The organism is uncultured Campylobacter sp. (assembly GCF_938039245.1).
Classification (GTDB): domain Bacteria; phylum Campylobacterota; class Campylobacteria; order Campylobacterales; family Campylobacteraceae; genus Campylobacter_A.
On sequence record NZ_CALHVN010000042.1, the window covers coordinates 58,806 to 80,660 of the forward strand.

The 21,855-nt window shown below is 42.1% G+C and carries 26 protein-coding genes, 1 tRNA gene and 1 pseudogene; 14 read left to right on the forward strand and 14 right to left on the reverse strand.

Features of this window, described 5'->3' with window-relative positions; translation table 11 throughout:
* The first annotated feature begins 8 nt into the window (after nucleotides 1–8).
* The gene (locus Q0218_RS07715) at nucleotides 9–302 is read left to right on the forward strand and encodes a DUF2695 domain-containing protein (protein WP_297968333.1); all 294 of its coding nucleotides are present in this window, start codon (nucleotides 9–11) and stop codon (nucleotides 300–302) included.
* Nucleotides 303–416: 114 nt separating this feature from the next.
* Here Q0218_RS07715 and Q0218_RS07720 read toward each other — a convergent pair whose 3' ends face one another.
* From Q0218_RS07720 to murA, 11 genes and pseudogenes are all read right to left on the reverse strand, one after another.
* Nucleotides 417–1,586: a pyridoxal phosphate-dependent aminotransferase gene (locus tag Q0218_RS07720; RefSeq protein ID WP_297968335.1), complete on the reverse strand. Its 1,170-nt coding sequence runs from the start codon at nucleotides 1,584–1,586 to the stop codon at nucleotides 417–419.
* A 19-nt stretch (nucleotides 1,587–1,605) separates the two neighbouring features.
* Nucleotides 1,606–3,441 carry a biosynthetic arginine decarboxylase gene (speA, locus tag Q0218_RS07725; RefSeq protein ID WP_297968338.1) on the reverse strand — a complete coding sequence of 612 codons (1,836 nt, stop codon included), beginning with the start codon at nucleotides 3,439–3,441 and terminating at the stop codon, nucleotides 1,606–1,608.
* The gene (gene hisS / locus Q0218_RS07730) at nucleotides 3,434–4,681 is read right to left on the reverse strand and encodes a histidine--tRNA ligase (RefSeq protein WP_297968341.1); all 1,248 of its coding nucleotides are present in this window, start codon (nucleotides 4,679–4,681) and stop codon (nucleotides 3,434–3,436) included. Before hisS ends, speA begins: the two co-directional genes overlap by 8 nt.
* A complete protein-coding gene (gene tmk / locus Q0218_RS07735; protein WP_297968343.1) occupies nucleotides 4,674–5,252 on the reverse strand; it encodes a dTMP kinase in 579 nt (192 codons plus the stop codon). Before tmk ends, hisS begins: the two co-directional genes overlap by 8 nt.
* A 169-nt stretch (nucleotides 5,253–5,421) precedes the next feature.
* Nucleotides 5,422–6,522, reverse strand: coding sequence for a hypothetical protein (locus Q0218_RS07740; RefSeq protein ID WP_297968346.1), 1,101 nt, complete (start codon nucleotides 6,520–6,522; stop codon nucleotides 5,422–5,424).
* Between the two features lie 276 nt (nucleotides 6,523–6,798).
* Nucleotides 6,799–7,275, reverse strand: a complete 477-nt coding sequence (coaD, locus tag Q0218_RS07745; RefSeq protein WP_297968348.1) for a pantetheine-phosphate adenylyltransferase — start codon at nucleotides 7,273–7,275, stop codon at nucleotides 6,799–6,801.
* A 311-nt stretch (nucleotides 7,276–7,586) separates the two neighbouring features.
* Nucleotides 7,587–8,543, reverse strand: coding sequence for a UbiX family flavin prenyltransferase (locus Q0218_RS07750; protein ID WP_297968448.1), 957 nt, complete (start codon nucleotides 8,541–8,543; stop codon nucleotides 7,587–7,589).
* 24 nt (nucleotides 8,544–8,567) lie between these two features.
* Nucleotides 8,568–9,344 (reverse strand): annotated as a pseudogene (flgA, locus tag Q0218_RS07755) (flagellar basal body P-ring formation chaperone FlgA); the annotation flags it as partial.
* Between the two features lie 59 nt (nucleotides 9,345–9,403).
* Nucleotides 9,404–9,478: transfer RNA gene (locus tag Q0218_RS07760), tRNA-Gly, on the reverse strand.
* Nucleotides 9,479–9,521: 43 nt separating this feature from the next.
* Nucleotides 9,522–10,679 carry a molybdopterin molybdotransferase MoeA gene (locus Q0218_RS07765; RefSeq protein WP_297968351.1) on the reverse strand — a complete coding sequence of 386 codons (1,158 nt, stop codon included), beginning with the start codon at nucleotides 10,677–10,679 and terminating at the stop codon, nucleotides 9,522–9,524.
* Nucleotide 10,680: 1 nt separating this feature from the next.
* Entirely contained in the window at nucleotides 10,681–11,946 is a 1,266-nt protein-coding gene (murA, locus tag Q0218_RS07770) for a UDP-N-acetylglucosamine 1-carboxyvinyltransferase (RefSeq protein ID WP_297968354.1), read from the reverse strand.
* A 268-nt stretch (nucleotides 11,947–12,214) separates the two neighbouring features.
* Between murA and Q0218_RS07775 the strand changes: the two genes are divergently transcribed.
* Genes Q0218_RS07775 through Q0218_RS07790 form a run of 4 tightly spaced genes read left to right on the forward strand, consistent with a single transcriptional unit; the run spans nucleotide 12,215 to nucleotide 14,785 of the window.
* Complete coding sequence (locus Q0218_RS07775; protein ID WP_297968358.1) at nucleotides 12,215–12,874, forward strand: NlpC/P60 family protein; 660 nt, start codon at nucleotides 12,215–12,217, stop codon at nucleotides 12,872–12,874.
* Between the two features lie 52 nt (nucleotides 12,875–12,926).
* The gene (locus Q0218_RS07780; RefSeq protein ID WP_297968361.1) at nucleotides 12,927–13,460 is read left to right on the forward strand and encodes a rhomboid family intramembrane serine protease; all 534 of its coding nucleotides are present in this window, start codon (nucleotides 12,927–12,929) and stop codon (nucleotides 13,458–13,460) included.
* Nucleotides 13,457–14,296, forward strand: coding sequence for a ferritin-like domain-containing protein (locus tag Q0218_RS07785; RefSeq protein ID WP_297968365.1), 840 nt, complete (start codon nucleotides 13,457–13,459; stop codon nucleotides 14,294–14,296). The genes Q0218_RS07780 and Q0218_RS07785 overlap by 4 nt, the downstream gene beginning before the upstream one ends.
* On the forward strand, nucleotides 14,297–14,785 hold the full coding sequence (locus Q0218_RS07790) for a histidine phosphatase family protein (protein ID WP_297968368.1): 489 nt from the start codon (nucleotides 14,297–14,299) through the stop codon (nucleotides 14,783–14,785). It begins immediately after the preceding gene.
* A 427-nt stretch (nucleotides 14,786–15,212) separates the two neighbouring features.
* On the opposite strand, the gene Q0218_RS07795 is transcribed toward Q0218_RS07790, so the two are convergent.
* Nucleotides 15,213–15,635, reverse strand: a complete 423-nt coding sequence (locus Q0218_RS07795) for a helicase IV (RefSeq protein WP_297968372.1) — start codon at nucleotides 15,633–15,635, stop codon at nucleotides 15,213–15,215.
* Nucleotides 15,636–15,850: 215 nt separating this feature from the next.
* Here Q0218_RS07795 and Q0218_RS07800 point away from each other — a divergent pair, with 215 nt between their 5' ends.
* Genes Q0218_RS07800 through Q0218_RS07810 form a run of 3 tightly spaced genes read left to right on the forward strand, consistent with a single transcriptional unit; the run spans nucleotide 15,851 to nucleotide 16,740 of the window.
* A complete protein-coding gene (locus Q0218_RS07800; protein WP_297968374.1) occupies nucleotides 15,851–16,174 on the forward strand; it encodes a hypothetical protein in 324 nt (107 codons plus the stop codon).
* Nucleotides 16,175–16,552, forward strand: a complete 378-nt coding sequence (locus Q0218_RS07805) for a hypothetical protein (RefSeq protein WP_297968376.1) — start codon at nucleotides 16,175–16,177, stop codon at nucleotides 16,550–16,552. It abuts the gene before it with no gap.
* 20 nt (nucleotides 16,553–16,572) lie between these two features.
* Complete coding sequence (locus Q0218_RS07810; protein ID WP_297968378.1) at nucleotides 16,573–16,740, forward strand: hypothetical protein; 168 nt, start codon at nucleotides 16,573–16,575, stop codon at nucleotides 16,738–16,740.
* 220 nt (nucleotides 16,741–16,960) lie between these two features.
* On the opposite strand, the gene Q0218_RS07815 is transcribed toward Q0218_RS07810, so the two are convergent.
* Together Q0218_RS07815 and Q0218_RS07820 are read right to left on the reverse strand one after the other, a co-directional pair.
* The gene (locus Q0218_RS07815) at nucleotides 16,961–17,710 is read right to left on the reverse strand and encodes a restriction endonuclease (RefSeq protein WP_297968380.1); all 750 of its coding nucleotides are present in this window, start codon (nucleotides 17,708–17,710) and stop codon (nucleotides 16,961–16,963) included.
* Nucleotide 17,711: 1 nt separating this feature from the next.
* Nucleotides 17,712–17,915 (reverse strand): helix-turn-helix domain-containing protein, encoded by a 204-nt coding sequence (locus tag Q0218_RS07820; RefSeq protein ID WP_297968382.1) that lies wholly within the window; start codon nucleotides 17,913–17,915, stop codon nucleotides 17,712–17,714.
* Between the two features lie 251 nt (nucleotides 17,916–18,166).
* On the opposite strand from Q0218_RS07820, the gene Q0218_RS07825 reads away from it, so the two are divergent.
* The 6 genes from Q0218_RS07825 to Q0218_RS07850 all read left to right on the forward strand — a co-directional run bounded on the left by Q0218_RS07825 (nucleotide 18,167) and on the right by Q0218_RS07850 (nucleotide 21,846).
* Nucleotides 18,167–18,547, forward strand: coding sequence for a hypothetical protein (locus Q0218_RS07825; protein WP_297968383.1), 381 nt, complete (start codon nucleotides 18,167–18,169; stop codon nucleotides 18,545–18,547).
* Between the two features lies 1 nt (nucleotide 18,548).
* Entirely contained in the window at nucleotides 18,549–18,869 is a 321-nt protein-coding gene (locus tag Q0218_RS07830) for a hypothetical protein (RefSeq protein WP_297968385.1), read from the forward strand.
* Nucleotides 18,866–19,096 carry a hypothetical protein gene (locus tag Q0218_RS07835; RefSeq protein WP_297968387.1) on the forward strand — a complete coding sequence of 77 codons (231 nt, stop codon included), beginning with the start codon at nucleotides 18,866–18,868 and terminating at the stop codon, nucleotides 19,094–19,096. Before Q0218_RS07830 ends, Q0218_RS07835 begins: the two co-directional genes overlap by 4 nt.
* Before the next feature lie 190 nt (nucleotides 19,097–19,286).
* Nucleotides 19,287–19,508, forward strand: a complete 222-nt coding sequence (locus Q0218_RS07840) for a hypothetical protein (RefSeq protein ID WP_297968390.1) — start codon at nucleotides 19,287–19,289, stop codon at nucleotides 19,506–19,508.
* A 482-nt stretch (nucleotides 19,509–19,990) separates the two neighbouring features.
* Nucleotides 19,991–21,412: a hypothetical protein gene (locus Q0218_RS07845; RefSeq protein ID WP_297968393.1), complete on the forward strand. Its 1,422-nt coding sequence runs from the start codon at nucleotides 19,991–19,993 to the stop codon at nucleotides 21,410–21,412.
* 11 nt (nucleotides 21,413–21,423) lie between these two features.
* Complete coding sequence (locus Q0218_RS07850; RefSeq protein ID WP_297968395.1) at nucleotides 21,424–21,846, forward strand: hypothetical protein; 423 nt, start codon at nucleotides 21,424–21,426, stop codon at nucleotides 21,844–21,846.
* Nucleotides 21,847–21,855: the final 9 nt, after the last annotated feature.

Consider the following 21,855-nt stretch of genomic DNA (forward strand, 5'->3'; position numbering starts at 1 on the left):
CAAAATCCATGAAAAAAAGCAAAAGAAAAGAAATTTTAAAAGCTATAAAAGAAAAAGAACTAGCCGAGTTTAGACAAAAATTGCCTATGCCCGAAGATAAATTTATACGGCTTTTCGAGCTTTTGGACGCCGAGCTTCACGCGCACGGCTGCGATCACAGCCTAAAACTCACCAAGCAAATCCTATCTAATTTGGAAGTAAAAGACGTTTTGAGCGTGCTTGCGTGGCTTGAAGAGCAGGGCGGATACTGCGACTGCGAAGTGATGATGAACGTTGAGGAGAAATTTGAGTATTTAGATTAAAGCGACGATTTAAATTTGATTCTCGGCTTATCAAATTTATGGAAGCTAAATTTATTAAAACCCAAATTTGACGCTGCAAATTTAAGCCACGTCAAATTTGAGTCAAAATTTACGCTATTTTTTATAGCTTTTTACGAATTCGCCGATCCTTGCGATACCCTTTCTTATACTTTCTAAATCGGTCGCAAAAGATAGCCTAAAGTATCCGTCCATACCAAACCCTACGCCTGGCACCACGGCAACCTTGGCCTTTTCTAGCAGCTCTTTGCAAAATTTCATGCTATCTGGCTCGACCGCGGAGCAGTTTATAAAAAGATAAAACGCGCCGTCGGGCTTAAGCACGCTAAGTCCCGGTATAGCGTTTATCATCTCTACGCCTAGGTCGCGACGCTTTTTAAACTCGCCCTTCATATACGCGATATCCTCGTCGGCTTTGCCCAGCAGCGCAGGGATGGCGCCGGCTTGCGTTAGGGAGTTTATGTTGCTCGTGCTTTGGCTTTGTAGCTTGTTTACCGCGGCGTTTAGCTCTTTAAACGGGCTAGCCATGTAGCCAAATCTCCAACCCGGCATCGCGCCGCATTTGCTTAGGCCGTTTATCGTGATCGTGCGGTTAAACATATCCTCGCTCACCGCCGCAGTCGCGACGAATTCGCCCTCATAGTTTAGCTTTTCGTACATTTCGTCGCTAGCTACGATGATTTTTGTGCCTTTTAGCACTTCGCCCAGTGCTTCGAGCTCTTTGCAGCTATATATCGCGCCCGTCGGATTGCAAGGGCTGTTTAATACTAAAATTTTAGTTCTAGGCGTGATCGCCGCTTTTAGCTGCTCGGGAGTGATTTTAAAGCCGGTCTTTTCGCTAGTTTCGATAAAAACTGGATTGCCGCCGCTAAATTTGACCATCTCCGGATAGCTCACCCAGTACGGGCTTGGTACGATGACCTCGTCGCCCTCGTCGATTAGCGCCTGGAATACGTTAAAAAGCGAGTGCTTGGCGCCGACGTTGGTGATGATTTGATTTGGCGCGTAGTTTAGGCCGTTGTCGCGCTTTAGCTTTGCGGCGATAGCTTCTCTAACCTCGGGCGTACCCGCTACGGCCGTGTATTTGCCGCAACCCTTATCTAGGGCAGATTTTACTTCGTTTTTGATGATCTCTGGCGTGTCAAAGTCCGGTTCACCCGCGCCAAAACTAATCACATCCTCGCCGCGAGCTTTCATCTCTTTTGCCTTGGTGCTGATTTCGATGGTTAGGCTCTCGCCTAGTACTTGTACTCTTTTTGATAGCATTTTTACTCCTTTATTAAATTTAAGATATAGTTTTTAGATAGCCGTTATCGTTTAAAAACAGATACATTTCGCCTAAAATTTGCTTTCGCTGCGAGTCGGTTACGAGCTTTGACTTTTCGATGCGCTCGCTTAGGATGTCTTGGATCTCGTAGATGTCGTAGTCAAGGTCCTCCATGATATCAAGGATCGATTGGCTCTCTAACAGGTGCGAGATTTCAAATCCACTCTCGTTTATCTCGATAGTAGCTTCTGTTGGGTGAGTAAAGAGATTGTGCTTCATACCCAGCACCTCTTGATATGCTCCGACTAGGAAAAATCCTAAAAAGTACTCCTCTTGCTCCACGTCCACATCGTGCAAAAACAGAGGATTTTCCTCGTCGTCAAAGCCTATTTCGCCATCAGAATCGCACGTGATATCCCACAGCGACGCCGAGCGGGTAGGGCGCACGTCTAGGCGGTCAAGCGGCATGATAGGGAAATTTTGTTTTAAACCCCAAAAATCAGGCAACGACTGAAATAGCGAGAAGTTTACGAGATAACGCTCCTGCGCTTCCTCTTGCAGCTTTAAAAGCTCGGCGTTGTGCTGTTTGGTGCCGAGGATTTTAGCCGCTTTTTTGATGATTAGGTGGGTTAAAATTTCGGCATTCGAGCGATCTTGCAGATCGACGTAACCCAGATCAAACAGCGTCAAAATACTCTCCATATGATCGATGCTGTCGTGCAGATACTCTATCGCGTTTGATGGCTTTATCGTACTTAGCAGGTCGTTTAGCTCGGTGATTAGTTGAGGATTTTTCTTTTTAAGCACGAGCTTTTCCTCGGTGTAGTCCTGGCTAAAGAGCTCCAAAACCGGCGCTACTAGCACGGCGTGCGATGCCGCGACGAAGCGGCCGCTCTCGATAAAGATATCGGGCTCCACCTCGTTTCGCTGCGTAGCCATCGTTTTTAGCAGATATACCACGTCGTTGGCGTATTCGCTAAGCGTGTAGTTTCGGCTCGAGTTTTCCTTAAACTGCGAGTACTCTATGGCTAGGCCGCCGCCTAAATTTATAGCCTTTAGGTTTTTTGCGCCCATTTTTCGCAGCTCGGCGTAGATATTTCCTGCTTCGATTAGAGCTTTTTTTAGCGGGTGGATTTCGGTGATTTGCGAACCGATGTGAAAGTGGATCATATTAAAGCGATTGAGCAAATTTGCCTCTTTTAGCAAATTTACCGCTTCGATTAGCTCGGTCGCGGTTAGGCCGAATTTTGAGTTTATGCCGCCGCTTTTAGCCCAGATACCGGATCCTGAGCTATGCAGCCTGATGCGCAGACCGATGTTTGGCTTTGGCGCGAAACGCTCTTTTGCGATGGCGATGATAGCCTCAAGCTCGTTTAATCCCTCGATCGTTAGCGTGATGTTGTGTCCCATTTCAGCCGCGATAAAGCCGATGTTTATCATCTCTTTATCCTTAAAGCCGTTTACGGTGATCGGCGCGCCTTCGTTGTTATACGCCATCACTAGCAGCAGCTCGGCCTTTGAACCCGCCTCCAGCCCGTAGCCGTATTTTTGGCCGTGACGGACTAGGTTTTTTACAAAGCCCGGATATTGGTTTACTTTTAGCGGATAGACGGCGTTAAAGCTGCCTTTGTAGCCGAATTCGTTTTTAGCACTCTCAAAGCTTTTGTAAATTTGCGAAATTTGCTTGTGTATGAGGTGAGGGAAGCGCAGCAATAGCGGGCCTCGGTAGCCTTCGCTCCTGATGCTTTTTACGATGTCGATGATGGCGGGTTTTGAGCCGGTATTGACGCAAATTTTACCGTTTTCGACGATGAAGTTGTTGTTTCCCCATAAATTTAAACCGTAATCATACATTTAAAATCCTTTTAAGTTCCGTCTCCAAATCAACCAAATCAAGCGTTTTTTCGGCTTTTTCGCTCAGATCTTTTAGCCAAATTTTGCCCGATTTTAGCTCGTCCTCGCCGACGCAAAGGCAAATCCTAGCATTTGCGTTATCTGCGGCGTTTAGGTGCTTTTGTAGTTTTTTAGGCTCGTAGCTCACGAGAACCGGGATGCTTTTTCTTAAATTTATCGCTATTTTATAGACCGCATCCACCCCATCGGCATCCATCGCGCCGATATATACGCCGCCTCTTGCGCTTTGGCTCTCGCGGCCGCTTAGGATTTCCATTATGCGCTCGATACCCATCGCAAAGCCCACGCCGTAGCTGGCCTTGCCGCCTAGATACTCAACCAGCCTGTCGTAGCGTCCGCCGCCTGCGACCGCACTCTTTGCGCCGATCTCGCTTGAAACGAACTCAAACGCCGTTTTACAGTAATAATCAAGTCCGCGCACGAGTTTTGGATCTATCTCAAATTCCACGCCGTTGCCGCTTAAAATTTCTTGCAGCTTTTTAAACTCGCCCGCGCATTCGTCGTTTAGGCTACCGATTATCAGCGGCGCGTTTTCGTAAATTTTCTGACAGCTCTCGACCTTGCAATCTAGCACGCGGATAGGATTTGTTAGCTTTCTGCGCTTGCAGTCCTCGCAAATTTGCCCCTCATGCTCGTCTAAAAATTTAACCAATTTTTCGCGGTATGCGCCCATACTAGCGGCGTCTCCGAGCGAATTTACGAGTAGCTTGGTTTTGATACCAAGGCGCGAGAAAATCTCGCTTATCATCAAAATAACGCTCGCGTCCTCATAAACGCTGGGCTCACCGAAGCACTCGCAGCCAAACTGATGAAACTCGCGCAAACGTCCTTTTTGCGGGCGCTCGTAGCGAAACATCGAGCCGTGGTAAAAGTACCGTCTCACGCCGCCCGCGCGATCAAATTTAGCCTCGATAAATGCGCGCACGACGCCCGCCGTCCCCTCAGGGCGCAGGCAAACGTCGTTGCCGCCCTTATCCTCAAACTGATACATCTCTTTGCCCACGATGTCGCTGCTCTCCCCGACGCTGCGGCAAAAAAGCGCCGTTTGCTCCAGGTGCGGAGATAACACGAACTCGTATCCGTAGTTTTTCGCGACCTCTTCGCAGATTTTGATTATCCTCTCATAAAGTCCCGACTGGGGCGGCAAAACGTCCTTCATCCCCCTTAATGCGCTAATCATTTATAAACTCCTTTATCAAATTCGTTATTTTTTCTTCGTCCCAGGCGGCGCCTATTGTGACGTAGCGGACGTCTAGTTTTTGCAAAATTTCCTCCATCGCGTCCTGCACTCTTAGTAGATACGCAAATCCTCTAGCCTCTATGCCGTCCATCTGCGCGCGCGAGCCTAGGCGCAATCTTAGCGTGTTTTCGTCCGCTTTAAAAAATACTATTTTTTGCGGAAAATTTCCTTGCAGGGCAAATTTATTTAAGCTTAAAAGCTCCTCAAAGCTAAAATTTCCGCCCGCCAGCGCGTAAGCCATGCCCGAAACAAAGCCCCTGTCGCTCAAAATCATTTTATCTGAGTTGGGTTTTATTATCTTGCCCGAATGCTCGGCTCTATCGGCCAAAAATAGCAAAATTTCAGCCCTTTTATCTAGACCATTTTCTTTTAGTAAAATCTCGCGCAAATTTTCGCCAAGCTTCGTACCGCCGGGCTCTTTGGTCACGATGGCTTGCGGGAAAGCAGCCGATAGCCGCGCTATCTGCGTGCTTTTGCCTACGCCGTCGATACCTTCAAAAATCACGTACATTTTTCGCCTTTAAATTTGAGCGGTATTTTACAAATTTATAGCTAAATAGCGGCTTTTAAAGCGCGTAACACATAACCAGATTAGGGCGATTTTGTTTCTACCGCATAAAAACACCGCAAGATTTTTGCGCCAAATTTTAACAAAATATAAGAATATTCTAAATATAATTTTAAATCAATCCTTTATATTCGCTGATTAGTTCAGGGTTTATCGCCTTAAAATTTTTACGCAAATCGCCTAAATCGTGATAGCTAGCTACGATAACAAAATCCGGCGTCGCGTCTATTTCAAGCTCGCAAATATCTGCTTTTAGCTGCTTTGCGCACTCTAAAATTAGCTTTTTAGCCTGCAAATATTTATCGTTTAGCTGCGTTTCTTGATTAAAAAGGTCAAAGATTTTCGCCGTTTCGTCGTCCTCGTTTATCTCGGCGCTAAATTCGTAATCAGCGACGTTCCAGATGATTAGACTTTTATCTTCTCTACAAAGCTCCTCGCGCTGCTTTTGCGTACCAAAACCGATAATAGGCGGCAACGAAACCTCGCCGTCGTAAGCTAAATTTATGCAGTAAAGTTTTTGGATAGGCGCGTGCATTTTGATCGTCTCTTTTAGCGCGGGCAGTAGCCTTTGCGCGGCTAATTCGTATAGCTTTTTGTAGCTCGTTTTTTTATCCGGTTTTTTATAGCAGACGTAGCCTCCCTCCAAAGTTATCGAATTTAGCTCGCCTAGTTCGTCGTACTCATAAAAATAGTCGCGGTCTATTTTCGCTCCGAGCCGGTCTATGCCGCGCCACTGCTTTTGCGCTAGTTTAGCATTTGAGTAAATAAAATTTTCAATCCAGTATCCATTATCTATAAATGCAGAGTAAATATTAACCAACAGGCCGCCCTCATAAACATATTTTTGCACGCTTACGCATTTTTTGTCGTAATAATCAAATCTATAGCCCAAAACCTCGTCTTGTTTGTAAAAATAAAAATCCTCGTAAAATCGCTCTTCGTCCGCGTATTGCTTTACCAAAACCACCCGCCCCTGCGCGTCAAATCCGTAGTCGTAGGCATCTGCTAGATTTTTGGGCGACTCTTTTAAAATTTTACCCCTTGAAAAACCGTGAAGCTCAAAGTAAAACGGCTCTAAATTTATATAGCTAGTAGATGCCCAGCGCCTGTTTACGACCTGCGCCTCGGCCCTATTTTTTAGAGCTAGATAGTCGTTGCCCGCGTTTTCAAAAAGCCTGCGTAGATTTTTTATTTCACTCATTTGCTCAGTCATTTTATCTCCGAATTTTGATTTAAGTTTAGCTATTTTTAGTTGCTATAAATTTAGCCTTTTTTACCTAAAGCGCAAAGCGATATACTCGCGTTTGTTACTAAATTTACGAGCCGATTTACCTAAAGCAAATCTTTAGTTATTTTGAGCTACCTTACGCTCTGTGCTTTCATTTTAATTTAAAATACATTAAATAAGGCGCCAAAAATAGCTTTGACGCAAAAGCTACGTAAATTTCCATCTACAAACATCAAATTTTACCGCATTTATGGGTCTGTTTTAGTCGCGAGCCGACTTTAAATTTTTTAAAATTTCGCTTGGAACCAGCTTACTGACGTCTCCGCCATGGCTTAAAACCGAGCGCACTATCGAGCTTGATATGAATGCGTTTTGGAGGCTTGGCATCAGATAAACGGTCTCAAGCTCATCCCAAAGTACGGCGTTTGCATAGCCGATTTGCAGCTCGTACTCAAAGTCGCTAACCGCGCGAAGGCCGCGTATAACGACGTTTATACCTCGGCTCTTGGCAAAATCCACGAGTAAGTTATCAAACCCGACGACCTCTACGTTTTTTAGATTTGCGGTTGAAATTTTAGCCATTTTGACGCGCTCTTGCAAGCTAAAGAGCGGTTTTTTGCTCTGGCTGGCCGCTACTGCAACGACGACCTCGTCAAAGATCTTTATCGCACGTTTGATGACGTCTAGATGGCCGTTTGTAACGGGGTCGAAGGTGCCGGGATAGATGCAGGATTTCATTTTTAACCTTAGGATATTTTTGGACTCGATTTTACAGCTTTTTGCCTAAAATACGGCTTTTGAGCGATTTTGAGCGCTAAAATTTAAATAGGGCGGTAAAGGCGCGAAATGCTACGGCTATTTAAGATAATGACGCCTAGCAATGCAAACGGCGCAACTATTTTTGCGTATTAAATGCGCGGCTTTAAGTAGGCTAAAGAGCAGTAAAAACGATGTTTATTTAGATTAAATACAATAGACGGCATATATTTTAGATGGATTAAGCAAATTACGTCAAATTTAACGATAAATACTAATTTTTAACTGCGTGCCTACGACCATCTTTGATAAATTCGGTGTTTGATGTCTAGCAGGTCAAGCCATTTGCCGACGATAAAATTTTCCATATCTTCAAGGCTACTTTGACCAGAATAATAACCCAAAACGGGCGGCGCGATAACGGCGCCAAGAGCGGAGAGCTTTGCCGCGTGCTCTAGCGCTAGCGTAGAAAACGGCATCTCTCTAACGCCCAAAACCAGCCTCTTTCGCTCCTTTAATGCGACTGCGGCGGCGCGAGTTATCAGCGTATCGGCAAAGCCGGCGTGGATTTTGGCTAGGGTGTTGATAGAGCAAGGCGCGACGATAGTAGCGTCTATGCCAAACGAGCCCGAGCTCGGCGCTGCGGCCAGATCGGAGTCGCCATGGATGGCGGCGCGATTTTGCAAATCTTGCCAAATTTGATAAATTTCGTCTTGTTTGGCGTCTTTTTGAACGCGGTTTTTATCAATACTGCATTGGTTTTGAAATTTACGCTCGTCAAATTTGCTTGCGATTTCATCGTTAGGGCTTGCGTTTTTTTCGCCGTCATTAGATTTACAAATTTGCCAGTTTGCATCGAGAGTATAGTTATCTAAACCGGCAAATTTTAAACCGTTATCGCTCAAATCTTGCGCATTATCCGCAAATTTGACGCTTTGGTTTTGCGATCTTTCATCTCCGCCTCCAAAATCTAGCTCGCCTTGGGCGGAGCCAAAATTTGCAAATTTTGCGTCTTCGTGCGCATGCGAGTCATTTTTATTACAGGGCGTCAAATTTTGTTCTAAATTTTGAAAATTTACGTCCGAACCGTTTTTATAAAAAAAATCCGTAAAATTTAGCTCTTTTTCTAGCACGTTCATTGCGTTTTTACTCACGCACAGATGTAGCTCGCTTCTTTTTGCTATCTCGCGGGCGAGCTTTAGCCCCAGATTTACGCCGCTTGCACCGCTGATACCTAGAAAAATTTTCATCTTATCATCCTGTTTTTTCGAGATGATTTGCGCGCTAAAGACCTTTTTGTCGTTATTTTTAACCTTGATAGTCTCGCCTAGATTGCCGTTTTCTAGCGCCGTGACCTCGACGATAATGCTAAGCGCCCCGTCGCTAAGCACGGCATTAACGCGCTCGCCTTTTTTTATGAGCGGTAGCGGGGTAAACTGCCGTAACCGCAACACTTCGCCGCTTTTTATGTTTTGTTTGGCCGCTAGCCTAGCATTTGGCGCATCGCTCATCATGTCGGGGCTAAACTCGCCAAGCTCGACCCAGTCCTTTGCAAAGTCCCCGATACCTAGCATTTGGCGCGTCACAAGCGGCTTGATAGTCCTTAAAACCGGCATTTTAGCACTAATCTCGTATCTAAAAAATACGCTTGGCTGCGAGCCGTTTGGCGTGATAAAACCGGCTCTAAAGCTGCCTTTTGGATTAATTTTATTTACGTAAATTTTATCGAATTTGTATTCGTGGAAGTTTTTAGGAAGTTCGTTTTGGGGCTCGATAAGCGGAAATTTGACGAACTGTAGCCCCTTAAACTCACTCGTAACCTCTTGCAAAAACGCGCGCTGCACGAGAGCTAACGCGTCGCAGTTTTTTACAAATATCGTCTCTCCGCCGCTTTTGTCCTCAAGCTCTACGCCTCGTTTTTTTAAAATCTCTGCTAAATTTTGCGAATTTATTTTTGCGGCTTTGTTTTCGCCTAAATTTAAAATCTCGTCACTTTTATCCGTAAAACCCAAGTCCGCAAGCGTGATTTTACCATTTGAAACGCAATACATCGGCCAAAGCGCTAAATCTGAAGAAAATAAAAAAATGGGAAAAAATAGTAAGAAAAAAATGGAGCGGGAAACGAGATTCGAACTCGCGACCCCAACCTTGGCAAGGTTGTGCTCTACCCCTGAGCTATTCCCGCACCGTTTGAGAAGTCGCAATTTTAGCAAAAACGTTTTCATTTGTCAAGAAAATTTCAAAATTTTTAAGATTTCGCCCGATTTTAGCTCGCCGAGGCTTTCGCTTGTTACCAAAACGGCGTTACTTTTGATAAGCGGAGTTATCATGCCGGAGCCGAATTTATTATTATCCGTCACGCTAAATTTGCCCTCGCAAAAGCTACCGAGCACGATATTTTGGCGTCCAGATTTTATTTTTACGTCTTGATTTAGGGCGGCGTCAAATTTTTCAAGCTGTACGCCCTTTAAAAAAGGAACGACTAGCAAAAAGCACATCAAAAACGCAGCCATTGGATTTCCCGGCAGGATAAAGACGATTTTTTTATCTTTTATAAACGCTTTGCTCGGTCGCCCGGGTCGGATATTTACGCCGTCAAAAAGCTCGCTAAAGCCTAAATTTAAAAGCGCCGTTTTCATAAAATCAGCCTCGCCCTTGCTCGCTCCGCCGCTTGTTATGATGACGTCAAATTCGGTCGCCTCTAGCGCTCGTGTCGTGCTTTCTAAGTCGTCTTTTATGATTCCCGCGTACGAGCTAGCAAAGCCGAAGCTTTGAAGCAAAGATGCGATGCCTGCGCCGTTTGCGTTGTAGATTTGCTCCTCGCTAGCGCTTTGCCACGGCTCGACCACTTCATCGCCGCTTGAAAATATACCGATCTTTAGCTCGCGCTCTACGCAGACGCAGTAGATGCCTTGAGCAGCTAGCATCATTACTCTTGCGGGCGTTAAAATTTCGCCTTTTTTTAGCAAAATTTCGCCCGCCTTAACCTCCTCGCCCTTATATCTTAGAGCGTTAAATTTTTTGACTTTGCTTTGCGGCGAGAGTTTGCCGTCCTGCAAAATAGCATCCTCAAAAGGCACTACGGTGTCGGCGTTTGTCGGCATTTTAGCGCCGGTCATTATCTTTACGCATTCGCCTTTTTTTAGCGTGATCTCGGCCTCGTCGCCAGCCAGCACGGTTGCCGCGACGCTTAGCGGCTCGCTAAAATCATCAAAATTAAGCGCGTAGCCATCCATCGCGGCGTTGTCGAAGGAGGGCAAATTTTTAACGGCAACGACGTCCTGCGCTAAAATTTTGCCCGTCGCGCGCTCAAGGCTCGCAAACTCGCCGCAGCCGTTAAATTTAGCTTTTTCTAGGATCAAATTTTGAGCAAGCTCTAGCGTCATTTTACTCCTCCAGCCTGCGTATTTTTGCGCCCAGAGCCGCTAGCTTGCGCTCTAGCCCCTCGTAGCCTCTATCTAGGTGATAAATTCTGTGCACGCGGCTAGTTCCGTTTGCGGCAAGGGCTGCTAGCACCAGGGCAGAGCTTGCGCGCAGATCGGTAGCCATCACGTCTGCGGCGTTTATCTCGCCTCCGCCGTAGATCGTCGCGATGTGGCCGTTTAGACGGATATCCGCACCCATACGCGTGAGCTCGCTAACGTGCATAAAGCGGTTCTCAAAAAGCCTCTCGTCGATCGTGCTAACGCCGTTTGCCACGAGCGAGAGCGCCATAAACTGCGCCTGCATATCGGTCGGAAATCCCGGAAACTCCGTCGTCACGATCTCGACGGGATTTACGTTTTTAGCCGGCATTATCGTGATTTTATCGCCGTCCACGACGGTTTCAAAGCCCATTTGGTTAAATTTAGTAAGCACGGCTCGCAGATGCGCGGCATTGGCGTTCGCGATAGTTACTTGCGAGTTTGTGATCGCTCCGGCGCAAAGATACGTGCCCGCCTCGATCCTATCGGGGATGACCGTTATCTCGCCGACGTCCAGCAAGCGCCTATCCGTGCCCTCGATCACGAGCTCGTCCGTGCCTATACCCTCGATCTTTACGCCGCCTGCGGCCAAAACCTCGCAAAGCTGCACCACCTCGGGCTCTTTGGCGACGTTGATCAGATGCGTCGTACCGTGAGCGAGCGCGGCAGCCATTATGATGTTTTCGCTGCCAGTTACCGTGATCTTGTCAAACACGATCTGCGCGCCCTTTAGCCCGTCAGGCGCCGTGGCGACGACGTAGCCTTGTTTTATCTCGATGTTTGCGCCCATCTTTTCAAGCGCGCTTAAGTGCAGATCGATCGGTCTTTGTCCGATCGCGCAGCCGCCCGGCAGGCTCACCTCGCAGTGGCCAAACCTAGCTAGCAGCGGACCAAGAACCAGGATGGAGGCGCGCATTTTACGCACAATGTCGTAGTTAGCCTTCGTGGAGCTAACGTAGTTTGAGTTGATTTTTAGAGTGTGATCGTCAGCAAATTCGCACTTTGCGCCCAAATTTACCAGCAGTGTCGCCAATGTTTTTATATCCGCGACATTTGGCATGTTTTTTAGCATCACGTCGTTTTTTATGATTAGAGCCGCGGCTATGAGTGGCAGGGCGGCGTTTTTCGCACCACTTATGGCGACCTCGCCGCCAAGTTTTGCGTTTCCTTCGATTTCTAGGTAATACATATTCTTAAATCCTTAAATAAAACCCAAAGTATAGTGAAATTTAGCTTATAAATTTAAATTTATGCCGATATTTACCGATTTATTTATATAATCCTGCTTTTAGGCGGCTCGTCTCTACGGCTTGTCTCTTGGGTAAATTTAAATGATCTAGAAATTTTCTCCCTTGATGAACTATTATGTTCTATCTTCGGTCGAAAATTTCTAGATCATTTAAATTTATCACAAGATACTTCGCCTTGAAATTCAAATATAAAATAGGATTATTTAAATGAAATTTACCATTTTTTTACCGCTAGCGCCGATTGCGGCTTTGATTTTTAGCGGTTGCGCGAACAATACGCCCAAAATTTACCCGACCGATCAAAGCGGACAGATTTTAAACGCGAGATTTTTAAACTCGCAGCAAGACGTATTTAACTATTTAGGCGGTAAAGCGCTTTCAAATTTTATGCAAGGATTTTTAGGTAAAAAAGACGGCGGAGACTGCTCTGGTTTCGTCTCGCTCGTAAATAAAAACATAAATAACGTCTACTTTTTTGAGACGAATTTGCTCAAATTTTACGACGAAAACGGATCGAAATCTCAAGCCATTTACAATTTTTACAAAAAGCGAAATTTGATCTCGCAAACAAGCCCAAAGCTCGGAGATTTGGTGTTTTTTAATAACACTACGAGCCAAACCAAAGACAAAAATAAACAAATCATAACCCACCTTGGCATCATAGACCGCATAGAAGACGACGGAACTATAAGATTTATGCATAATAGCAGGGGCAAAAATAAAAGCGGATTTATAAATTTATTTCAAAAAAATAGCCATAAAATGGGCGGCAAAGAGGTAAACTCCTACATCATAGCGTGCAAAGGCGGCGACGCTGCTTGCCTAACGTCAAACAGATTCGCCGGCTTTGGCAAGGTTAATTTTTAGCTAAATTTATGTCTAAATTTTATATGATAAAGCCTTTAAAAAGGAGCCGTTTTTGAAAGCTACGATATCGCTCATCGCGTTAAATTGTCTAGTATATTTTGCCGTTTACTGCGGCATTTGCGGCAACAACGCGACGCTTGGGTTAAATATGTTTTTTATAGACGGGCTTTTCGTCTGGCAGCCGGCGACTTCGATGTTTATGCATGCAAATTTAGCCCATCTGCTGATGAATATGGCTGTTTTGTATCAGTTTGGATCGCTTCTTGAGCGGTGCTACGGCAGCGAAAAATTCGCCGTCATCTACTGCGTCGGAGGCGTTTTGACCTCGCTGCTTAGTTTTGTTTATATTTATATTATGTTTAAAACTAACGGAACTTTTATAAATTTAGTAGGAGCTAGCGGCGCAATCAGCATGCTGCTAGGAGTTTTGGCGTTTTTGGACGCAAGCAGCAGAAAAGGGCTAATAATCGCCATCTTGCTAATGAGCTTCGCACCCGTAGCCATGGGCGTAAACGTCGCCTGGTACGCGCATATTATCGGCTTTGCTTTAGGATATTTCGGGGTAAAATTTAAGGTGATAAAATGAGATTTTTCGATCAAATTTGGGAAATTTTAGAGTGCGGCGACAAGGAGCTTAAATTTGATAAATTTAAACGATTTTACGCCGAATACAAGGCCGGTAAATTTGACGCACAGATAGAAGAGAGCGGTAAATTTGACGAGATAAAACCGCTCGAGCGCCCAAGCTACGCGGCATTTTGCGAGGTCGTAGCGATGAGAGAAATCGGCGGCAAAAAGCAAGCGGACAAGCAAAAAGCCTTCCTTCACTCGATCGCGCACATCGAATACAGCGCCGTAGATATCGCGCTAGATGCGGCGTATCGCTTCCGCGCGCTACCAAAAGCCTACTATGACGACTGGCTAGAGGTCGCCGAGGATGAGATCAAGCACTTTAAGATGATCGAGGATCACATGGCTAAATTTGACGTGAAATACGGCGATTTTACCGTGCACGACGGGCTTTTTATCGCTTTGCAAAATACCTCCGCATCGCTGCTTGAGCGCATGGCGGTGCTGCCTAGATACATGGAGGCAAACGGCCTTGACGCAAACGCTTTTATGCTAAAAAAGCTGGAAACCGAGCGTGAAAAAGACGAGAGCAAGGCACGTCTTTGCGAAATTTTGCAAGTCATCTTAGACGAGGAGATCTCGCACGTCTCAAAGGGCGATCGTTGGTTTAAATTTGCCTGTGAAAAAGAGGGCGTAAGCCCCGAAATTTACGCGCAAATCGTGCAAAAAATCTACCCTAAAGCCTTTTTGCAGTCTCGCGAACTAAACGTTAGCGCACGCCTAAAATCAGGCTTTAGCGAGGCAGAGATCGAGCACATAAAAAATCTATCAAAGGCCAAAAAGGCGGAATAAATGAAAAAAATCTACTTTATCAGGCACGCAAAAGCCGTAGAAGAGGGCGAAAGCAACGACTTTGAGCGCGATCTAAGCGAACGCGGCAAAAAAGACCTAGCTCTGATGTGCGAGCGGCTAAAAAAACATGAGGTAAAGGCGGACGCTATATTTGCCAGTCCCGCCAAACGCTGCGCCAAAACGGCTCAAAAGCTAGCCGAAGCAGTCAAATTTAAGAAGAAAATCAAATTTAAAGATGAGCTATACGGAGCGCAGACGCATGATCTTTTGACTTTTGTAAGAGAGCTTGACGACAAATTTCATAGCATATTTGTCATAGCCCACAACGACGCTATAACTGAAATTTGTGAGCTTTTAAGCGATGCCGCTATCGGAAATATCCCTACATGCGGCATCTTTTGCGTTGAATTTGACGGTAGCTTTAAAGAACTAAAAGAACACGGTGCAAAAGCTCTGTTTTTTGACTATCCTAAAAAACATAAAAAATAGGGCTGATTAAAAGCTCTATTTTATTCCTGCATTTTTCATCGACTTAATTACTTCAAAAATCATCTCAAAAAACATACAATAACAAGCAAAATATTTAGCAAAATAAACATAAAAATTATCCGTTAAATTTAGCATGAAATTTAACGGATAAATTGTTTTAATACAAAAGGTAAAATGTTTGAAAGTACCGTATTTTCGGTTTTTTATGAAGGTATTGAAGCAATGTAAAAGAGATATAAATATTTGTTTGAAAATTATAGTTTTCAATACAAAATAGCAAAAATAGTCTGTATTTTACCTTTTAACAAAACAAACTAGTAAAAAGCTTATATAAATTTAGACTCAAAGGAACTTAACAATATCTATATTACCTCCTACTCCTACTCGTAGTAGTTTGAGGGTTTTAACTTATCTTAAGCGTAAAAAATTAATTTGATTTAAATTTTTTGAATTCTTTGGCAAAAAATGTATTTAGATCGTGTAGACTACCATCATCCATTTGGATTAGTTTTAGACGATTTTTTTTGTAAATTTTAATTTTTTTACTTTTTCTTTTTAAATATTGCGGCGTCTCAAGGCCCCAGAATTCGATATAAACATCGCTTTGCGTCAGATAAAAATCACTAATTACACGTTCTTTTGTCGGAGTTTTCTTTTCGTAGATAAAATCTATTCCTCTATAAAATAGCCAATTTGCAATAATCAGCTCAGCACGACTTTTTACAATGTAGCCGCTATCGCTTTTGTATCTAGTTTGTTTGATTTTTTGCTTTTTAAATAGCTTTAAAGCCAGCAAAACGATTAAGAACAACAACAAAACGATTAAAATTTTTGAAAGATTAAAGCTCATAAACAATTTTCTCTGGAGTAAATGAAGAAAAATTAGTTTTGGTTGCGGAGGACGGATTTGAACCGCCGACCTTCGGGTTATGAGAATTATGTGCTTTTTTAGGAAAAATAAAAATATTTATTTTATATCTTTTTATATCTATTTCATATATTTTAAGTAATATTTAAGCTATATTTTGTTATAATTCTTTTATTAAAACAAAAAAAGGAGATAATATGAAAAAAACAGTTTTTACAAAGATTGTGGATTTTGATCGCAGAGTTTTCTATGTTGAGCGAGATAGAATTCAAATTGAGCGCGTTAGAGAGTATGGAGAGATTGAAAAATACGCTACTTTTGATGGTAATGGTTATAATAGATTTAGTGAGCGTATAGGATATATCTTGGCGGCTAGGGTTTATTTTAGCGATTTTGATATGGGTTGGGATAGCGCTACTAGCGGTTGGGCTACTGCAAAAGATAGAGACGGCAAAGAAGTAAGGTTTATTGTAGAAGACGATAATTTACAGAATTCTATTACAAAATTTGTGGAGGAGTAGATGGAAAATATAGTAAGCGGTTGGCAGACGAGGGTTACTCCTCGTCATCGTAAGAGTTTTGATAAAAAAGGGCACTATTATGTTCGCTTTTTTCATTATGATCGTGGTCGATATTGTTATGTTGATGATGGAGACGTTGTTTCCTGGTTTGACGTAAAGTTACAAAGGCGAGTTCAGCGCTGCGTTTCTACTAAAAATAGTGAGAAATATTATATTTATCGTACTTTGTCTCGTGATACTCAGCCTGGGGGAAATTACGATATAGGTCATTTTATTGTTCTTGAGGATGGGAAAATTTTAGCCGTTGCTCTTGCCGGGAAAGATGCTTTTGAAATTTCCGAAGAGGAATATCGTCAAGAAGGTTGGCTTGATGGTTGATTATATGTATAGGTTTTAAGATGACTCTTAAAGAAGTTTCGGAAATTACGGGTATTCCATACCCGACCCTTTTGGGGTGGAATGCTTCAAAAGGCGATTATAGAAAAAATTTGGTGCGTTTTTTAAAAGACGCCGACCGTTCGGTTTTAATTAAGTATTTTGGATACAAAAAAAAGAACGATAATTAAGTTTTTTTTAATATGATAAGAGGTATTATTTCATCAGTCGGAGAGATTTTACCCCGTTGGGGTTTGAAACTATTGTTTTAGTTAATTCGGATTTCTCTAAATTTATCAGTTTGAGAGATTTTACCCCGTTGGGGTTTGAAACTATTTTTTTAAAAGTTTCATAACTCTCCGAATTTTTACCCCGTTGGGGATTTTAAATAAATTAGGGGTTTCCCCTAATTTATTTTTTATATATCACGTATTCTATTTTGATCTGATTGTATTGATTGTATTCTTCCAGGAAAATTTTTGTTCCGTAGTCCATTTGTCGGCAGCTTGTAAAGAAAATTTTTCGGATTCGCTTATTTTTAAATTTTTCTTGATTTTTGTTTACAAATAGATCCGTATCGGCTACAAATTTTTTTATGATATCTTGCTTTGGTGGATTAGCCCAATTTTTACATTGTGCTAAAACCGCTTCGTTGTCTTTGTATGCTATCAGGTCTATTCCTTCGTCTTTGACTCCGTTTATATAGCCGTTTGGATATACCTTGTAATCTCTTTGCTCAAAAAAACACTTTACGTCGTATTCGTATTGTTTACCTTTTTGGATTTTTTCGGCTTCGGTTTTTGCGACTTTTTGAAAATTTGTATTTTTTGCCTCTTGTTTTATTTTCTCGTATTCTTCCGTTATATCTTTAGTTTTTTGATTTGTTTGATCTATAAAATTTTTTGTGTTTATTTGGCCGTGTGCTTCAGTGTTTTTTAAATTTTCTCTTGTGTCTTTTAATAGAAATTTAGCTGTAAAATATATTATGGCTCCTATTATACAAATAATCAAGATTATAATAAAAGCCTTTTTTATCATATTTACTATTTCTGGATGGGTTGCAAAATAACCGATTATTGCGAATATTGCTATGGTTATAAAAATTGCTAGCTGGGTATCTTCCTTATCTTTCTTTGAATAGTATTTTCTTGGTCTTCTCAAATTATTTCTTTATATTTATTTTTTCGTTGCTTGCTTTTTCTTTTATTTTTTCTAGTTTCTCTAAAAATTTCTTTGTTTCTAAAATTTGTTCATCTAGCGCTAATCCTTGATTTATTAAACGTACTAGTTCAGGCTTTTCTTTTTCCCAGTTTGTGAGAGTGTTTCTTGTGATATTTAATTTTTCTGCTAATTCTTGTCTAGTCATTTTTCATACTTTTTGACAAATTATTTTGCATTTTATTAATTATTAAGGTTTTTTTATTTATCATTTCACTATCCAAATGCACAATTATTGTGCATAAATATTTTTTGGTTTTTTGTTTGCAATGAAATTATATCAAAAAATATGGAATTCCGCCCTGAATACGGCGTTAAACTGTTCCCCCGCTTGTAGGTTTACGGCACTTTCCGGCGGGGTAATTTAGCCGTAAATTTCTTTTAAGGGAAGGTGCCATTATGGAATTAGTCGATAAAGGTTACGAATTAACCTACACACTTTTTAAGGGGCTTATTAGAAGTTCCGCTTCCGGTAAATTTGAGGGTAATGACTACTCCTCGTCTGTCCGAATATCTACCGTAAACGTTTATGATGTCGAGAATAAAAAGACCGGCATTATAGATAGTATTCAGCAACCCGTAGTTTTTAAAATCATTTGCCCGGACGATACTACCGCCGGGCTCGTTGGGAATGCGGTGCGCGAAAAACTTAAAAAGGGGCCGATTGTTTTACACGGCGGTTTCCCTGTCGGCGATCAGCGTATTATATCCGTAGCTGAGCCTTATGAATTTTTCCTTTTTGACTCAAAGCCAATCGATAAAGCTTCTAAGGGGGCATAACATGAGCTTTTCTGTCAATTATTCTCTTTTTCGCGGTGAAGTAAAGATTGTGCCTTCCGGTTCGGTTGCGGATGACGGTCGCGCTTACGTTGTTATTGATTCTTCAAATACCTTTGAAGTCGATGGCGTAAGTAAGGTGCAATCTATTTTTTTTAAAATTCCTTGCCTCGACGATTCTATCGCTTTAAGGGTTGCCGATTTTTTTCTGAAAAAGTTTGATTCTTGCGAAATGGTCTTTTTTTTAGGCACTTTTCCTAAGGATAATTTCGTTACCGTGCTTACTCCTTGCGAAGATTTTTTAACGGAGGCGGTGAAAAAATGAAAAAATCTTATAACGCCGACAGATTTGTCGGACTCTTTGAAAAATTTTACCGCGACTTTGAGGAAGCAGAGCGAGAATTTAGGAGCTTTGATGACGGAACAGGTAAATTTGACAGCTATCTCGATGACGTATGCGACATTAAAGCACAAGTGAAGAATTTGTTGTATTTTGTCGAGTCTCGCGGTTTCAAGCTCAATATCGAAATCGAACCCACTCTGTTTTCTTAAAAAAGCTCGCAGTGCGGCGCGTAGCGTGGGAGCAAGGGTTCCCGCGCCGCCGCACATAACAGGGTCGCAGGGGGAGCCGCTTGCGGGTTCGCTCCCCCCGCCATTCGCTTACTGTTTTGGCAAAGTCTGATTTACTCCAGCTTTTGCCAAAGTGGTACGCGTCCGCTTAATTTTTATAAAGGAGGCTAATATGCCTAAGTTTCTTTCTACCGTGAAGGGTAAAATAGCTACTGTTGTCGCCATTTGTTCGATCGGCGCTATGAATGCTGCTGCTGCTGGCGTAACCATCGGCTCTGACGGTGCGGTTTCTGGTGAAATTGACAAAGCTACGTTTATGGGCTTGGCTGGTGTTGTTGTTGCGCTTCTTGGCGTTATTTTCGGCGTGAAAAAAGGGCTTGCTCTTTTAAGATAGCGCCGTTGTCCCCTTTAGCTTTGCTTTAGGGGAAATTTTTAAAAAGTTCTAAAATGTATGATTTTATTGATCTTGTTAAACTCGGCATTTACGTTAATGGTTTGATGGCCGTTATTGTCGGTTTCTTTGCCGTAGTTAAGCAGGTTGCCGTAGCTTTAGACCTTTTTAAGAGTTTGGATTAAGCCTCATGTATGATTTAAATTTATCCCTAAATGAATATCATTTCCTTATGAGCCTTAGCGGAATCCTTTGTGGCTTTATTTTATGTTTATTTATTTTTCTCGTCGTCAGTAAAATTTAGGCTGATCCAAACTCAACACCGAAGAAAAGGAGCTTTTAAGATGTCAATAGGCGTATTTACAGTTACGGGCGTTCTTAGTTTTGATTACTTCTTTTCGATTATGGTCTGGTTTATGTTGATTTGTTTACCCGTCTTTGCAGGCTTGGTACTTTTTACGAAAAAGGTTTTATAAGTCCGCACCATGCAAAGCTTGATTAAAATCCTACTACTCCTTACTTTTTTCTTTATAAACTCTTTTGCTTTAGATCTTTCGTCTCTGGGCGATGATAGTTTTAACTACCGGGCGAATCAAGGTTTTTTACCTTATGGCGTTTCTGCGCAGCCTATATCTGATATAAAAATTTTAAACAGCTCTTTTTTAAAAGTAAATAATGATATATATGTTTATCGTTTTGATGAATTGATATTTAATCTTTCAAAAAGTAATGCAAGCGGGTACTATTACGAGGGTAATTTGTCTCACATTTCTACTTTATATTATTATGACTCAAAATTTGAAAAAATAACTATTCCTTGCGAAGGTTCAGATTTTAATAATATTCGTTCTTGTTCTAGAAGTTATGTTTTAGGTTCAAAGAATGTTTTACCGGTTGAATTTTCATACTATAGGAAATATAGTATTAATAAAGTAATAAGTTGCGAGGCTGATGAAAATTTCAACACCGATACGCAGCAGTGCCAAAAATGCCCCGACGGCCAGTCGTGGGATCCTCAAACAAATACTTGCTATAAAGACTGTTCTAAAGACGGTAAGATTAATAAAGTCGGCCTTCCCGATGGCCGTTGCATTGATTGTAGCGGTGAAAAAGATTCTTTTGCCGTCTTAAAATGCTTTTGTTCGGGTTTTGGTCTAGGCGGCGGTAATACTTTTTGGAGTAAAGATGGCTCTTCTTCTTCGGATTGTAAACTTCAAGGTTCTTGTTCTGATGGTTCTCAAATCCCTTTTATAAATCCAAAATGTAATGATAAACCCGATCAAAAACCTGATGATAATAGAACCAAGCCTGACAACCCAAATCCCGACAATAATAAGACTAATCCTGACGATCCAAACAACCCCGGCGGAGGAAACAATCAAGGTAATAACGGCGGTAACCAAGGAAATCCTAAACCAAACCCTAACCCGGGAAATAATACGAATCCAAACCCCGATCCTAAACCAAATCCAAAGCCGGGTAACGGAAACTCTACAAATAATGACGGTAATAATAACGGTGGCGGCGGAAATAAAGACGTAGAGGCTAAATTTAATAAAGATGATTTTAATGACGAAGATCTAAGAAAAGAGCGTGACGGTCTTTATGACGGTATTAAAAAGCATATAAACGATAATTTATCCAAATTTGACGGTATACGCGATAGTATAGATCAGTTCGTTAAAAACGTTCAAGGTAAAGGATTTGAAAAAGTTCAGGCAAATATAAAAACTACTTGTCCTATAAAAAAACAAATTTTACTCCCTAACGGTAAATCGCAAGAGGTTGTAGTCGATTATTGCGAAATAGTATCTCCAGCTTCTGAAATTTCATATTATGCCTTTTATGCTGGTTTTGCTATCGGCGGCTTTTTATTATTTCTTAAGCTTTTGATATTTTCAATCTAAAGGGATTTATCGTGCCTGCTTTACTTTCTGCACTTTCTTGGATATTCGGTCGTTTAAAGCTTGGCGAACTTGCGGGCTTTGTTATCAAAAAGATAGCTTTTAGCAAGATTGTTCTAATCGAGATCGCTATGTTTGCTCTCATGGTTATATATTTTGGCGCGTTGCTTGCGATTGCTAATTTTTTATTCGGTCAGTTATTTGATATTTTTAATTTTACTAAAAGTTTGACTTCCCCTACAGGCGGTAATGAAATAACTTCTATTGCACTGGCCGTCTTATCTTCGCTTGGAGTCTTTAAAGCTTTTTGGGATGTTTTCAACCTTTACGCGCCTATTTTTATATCTCTGTTTCTTATGATTGGCGCAAAAATAGGCATTAAGCTACTTGAAAAGCTTAGGTATAGCATTTCAGGGCTTATTAAAACTTATGTTTAGGTTTTTAAT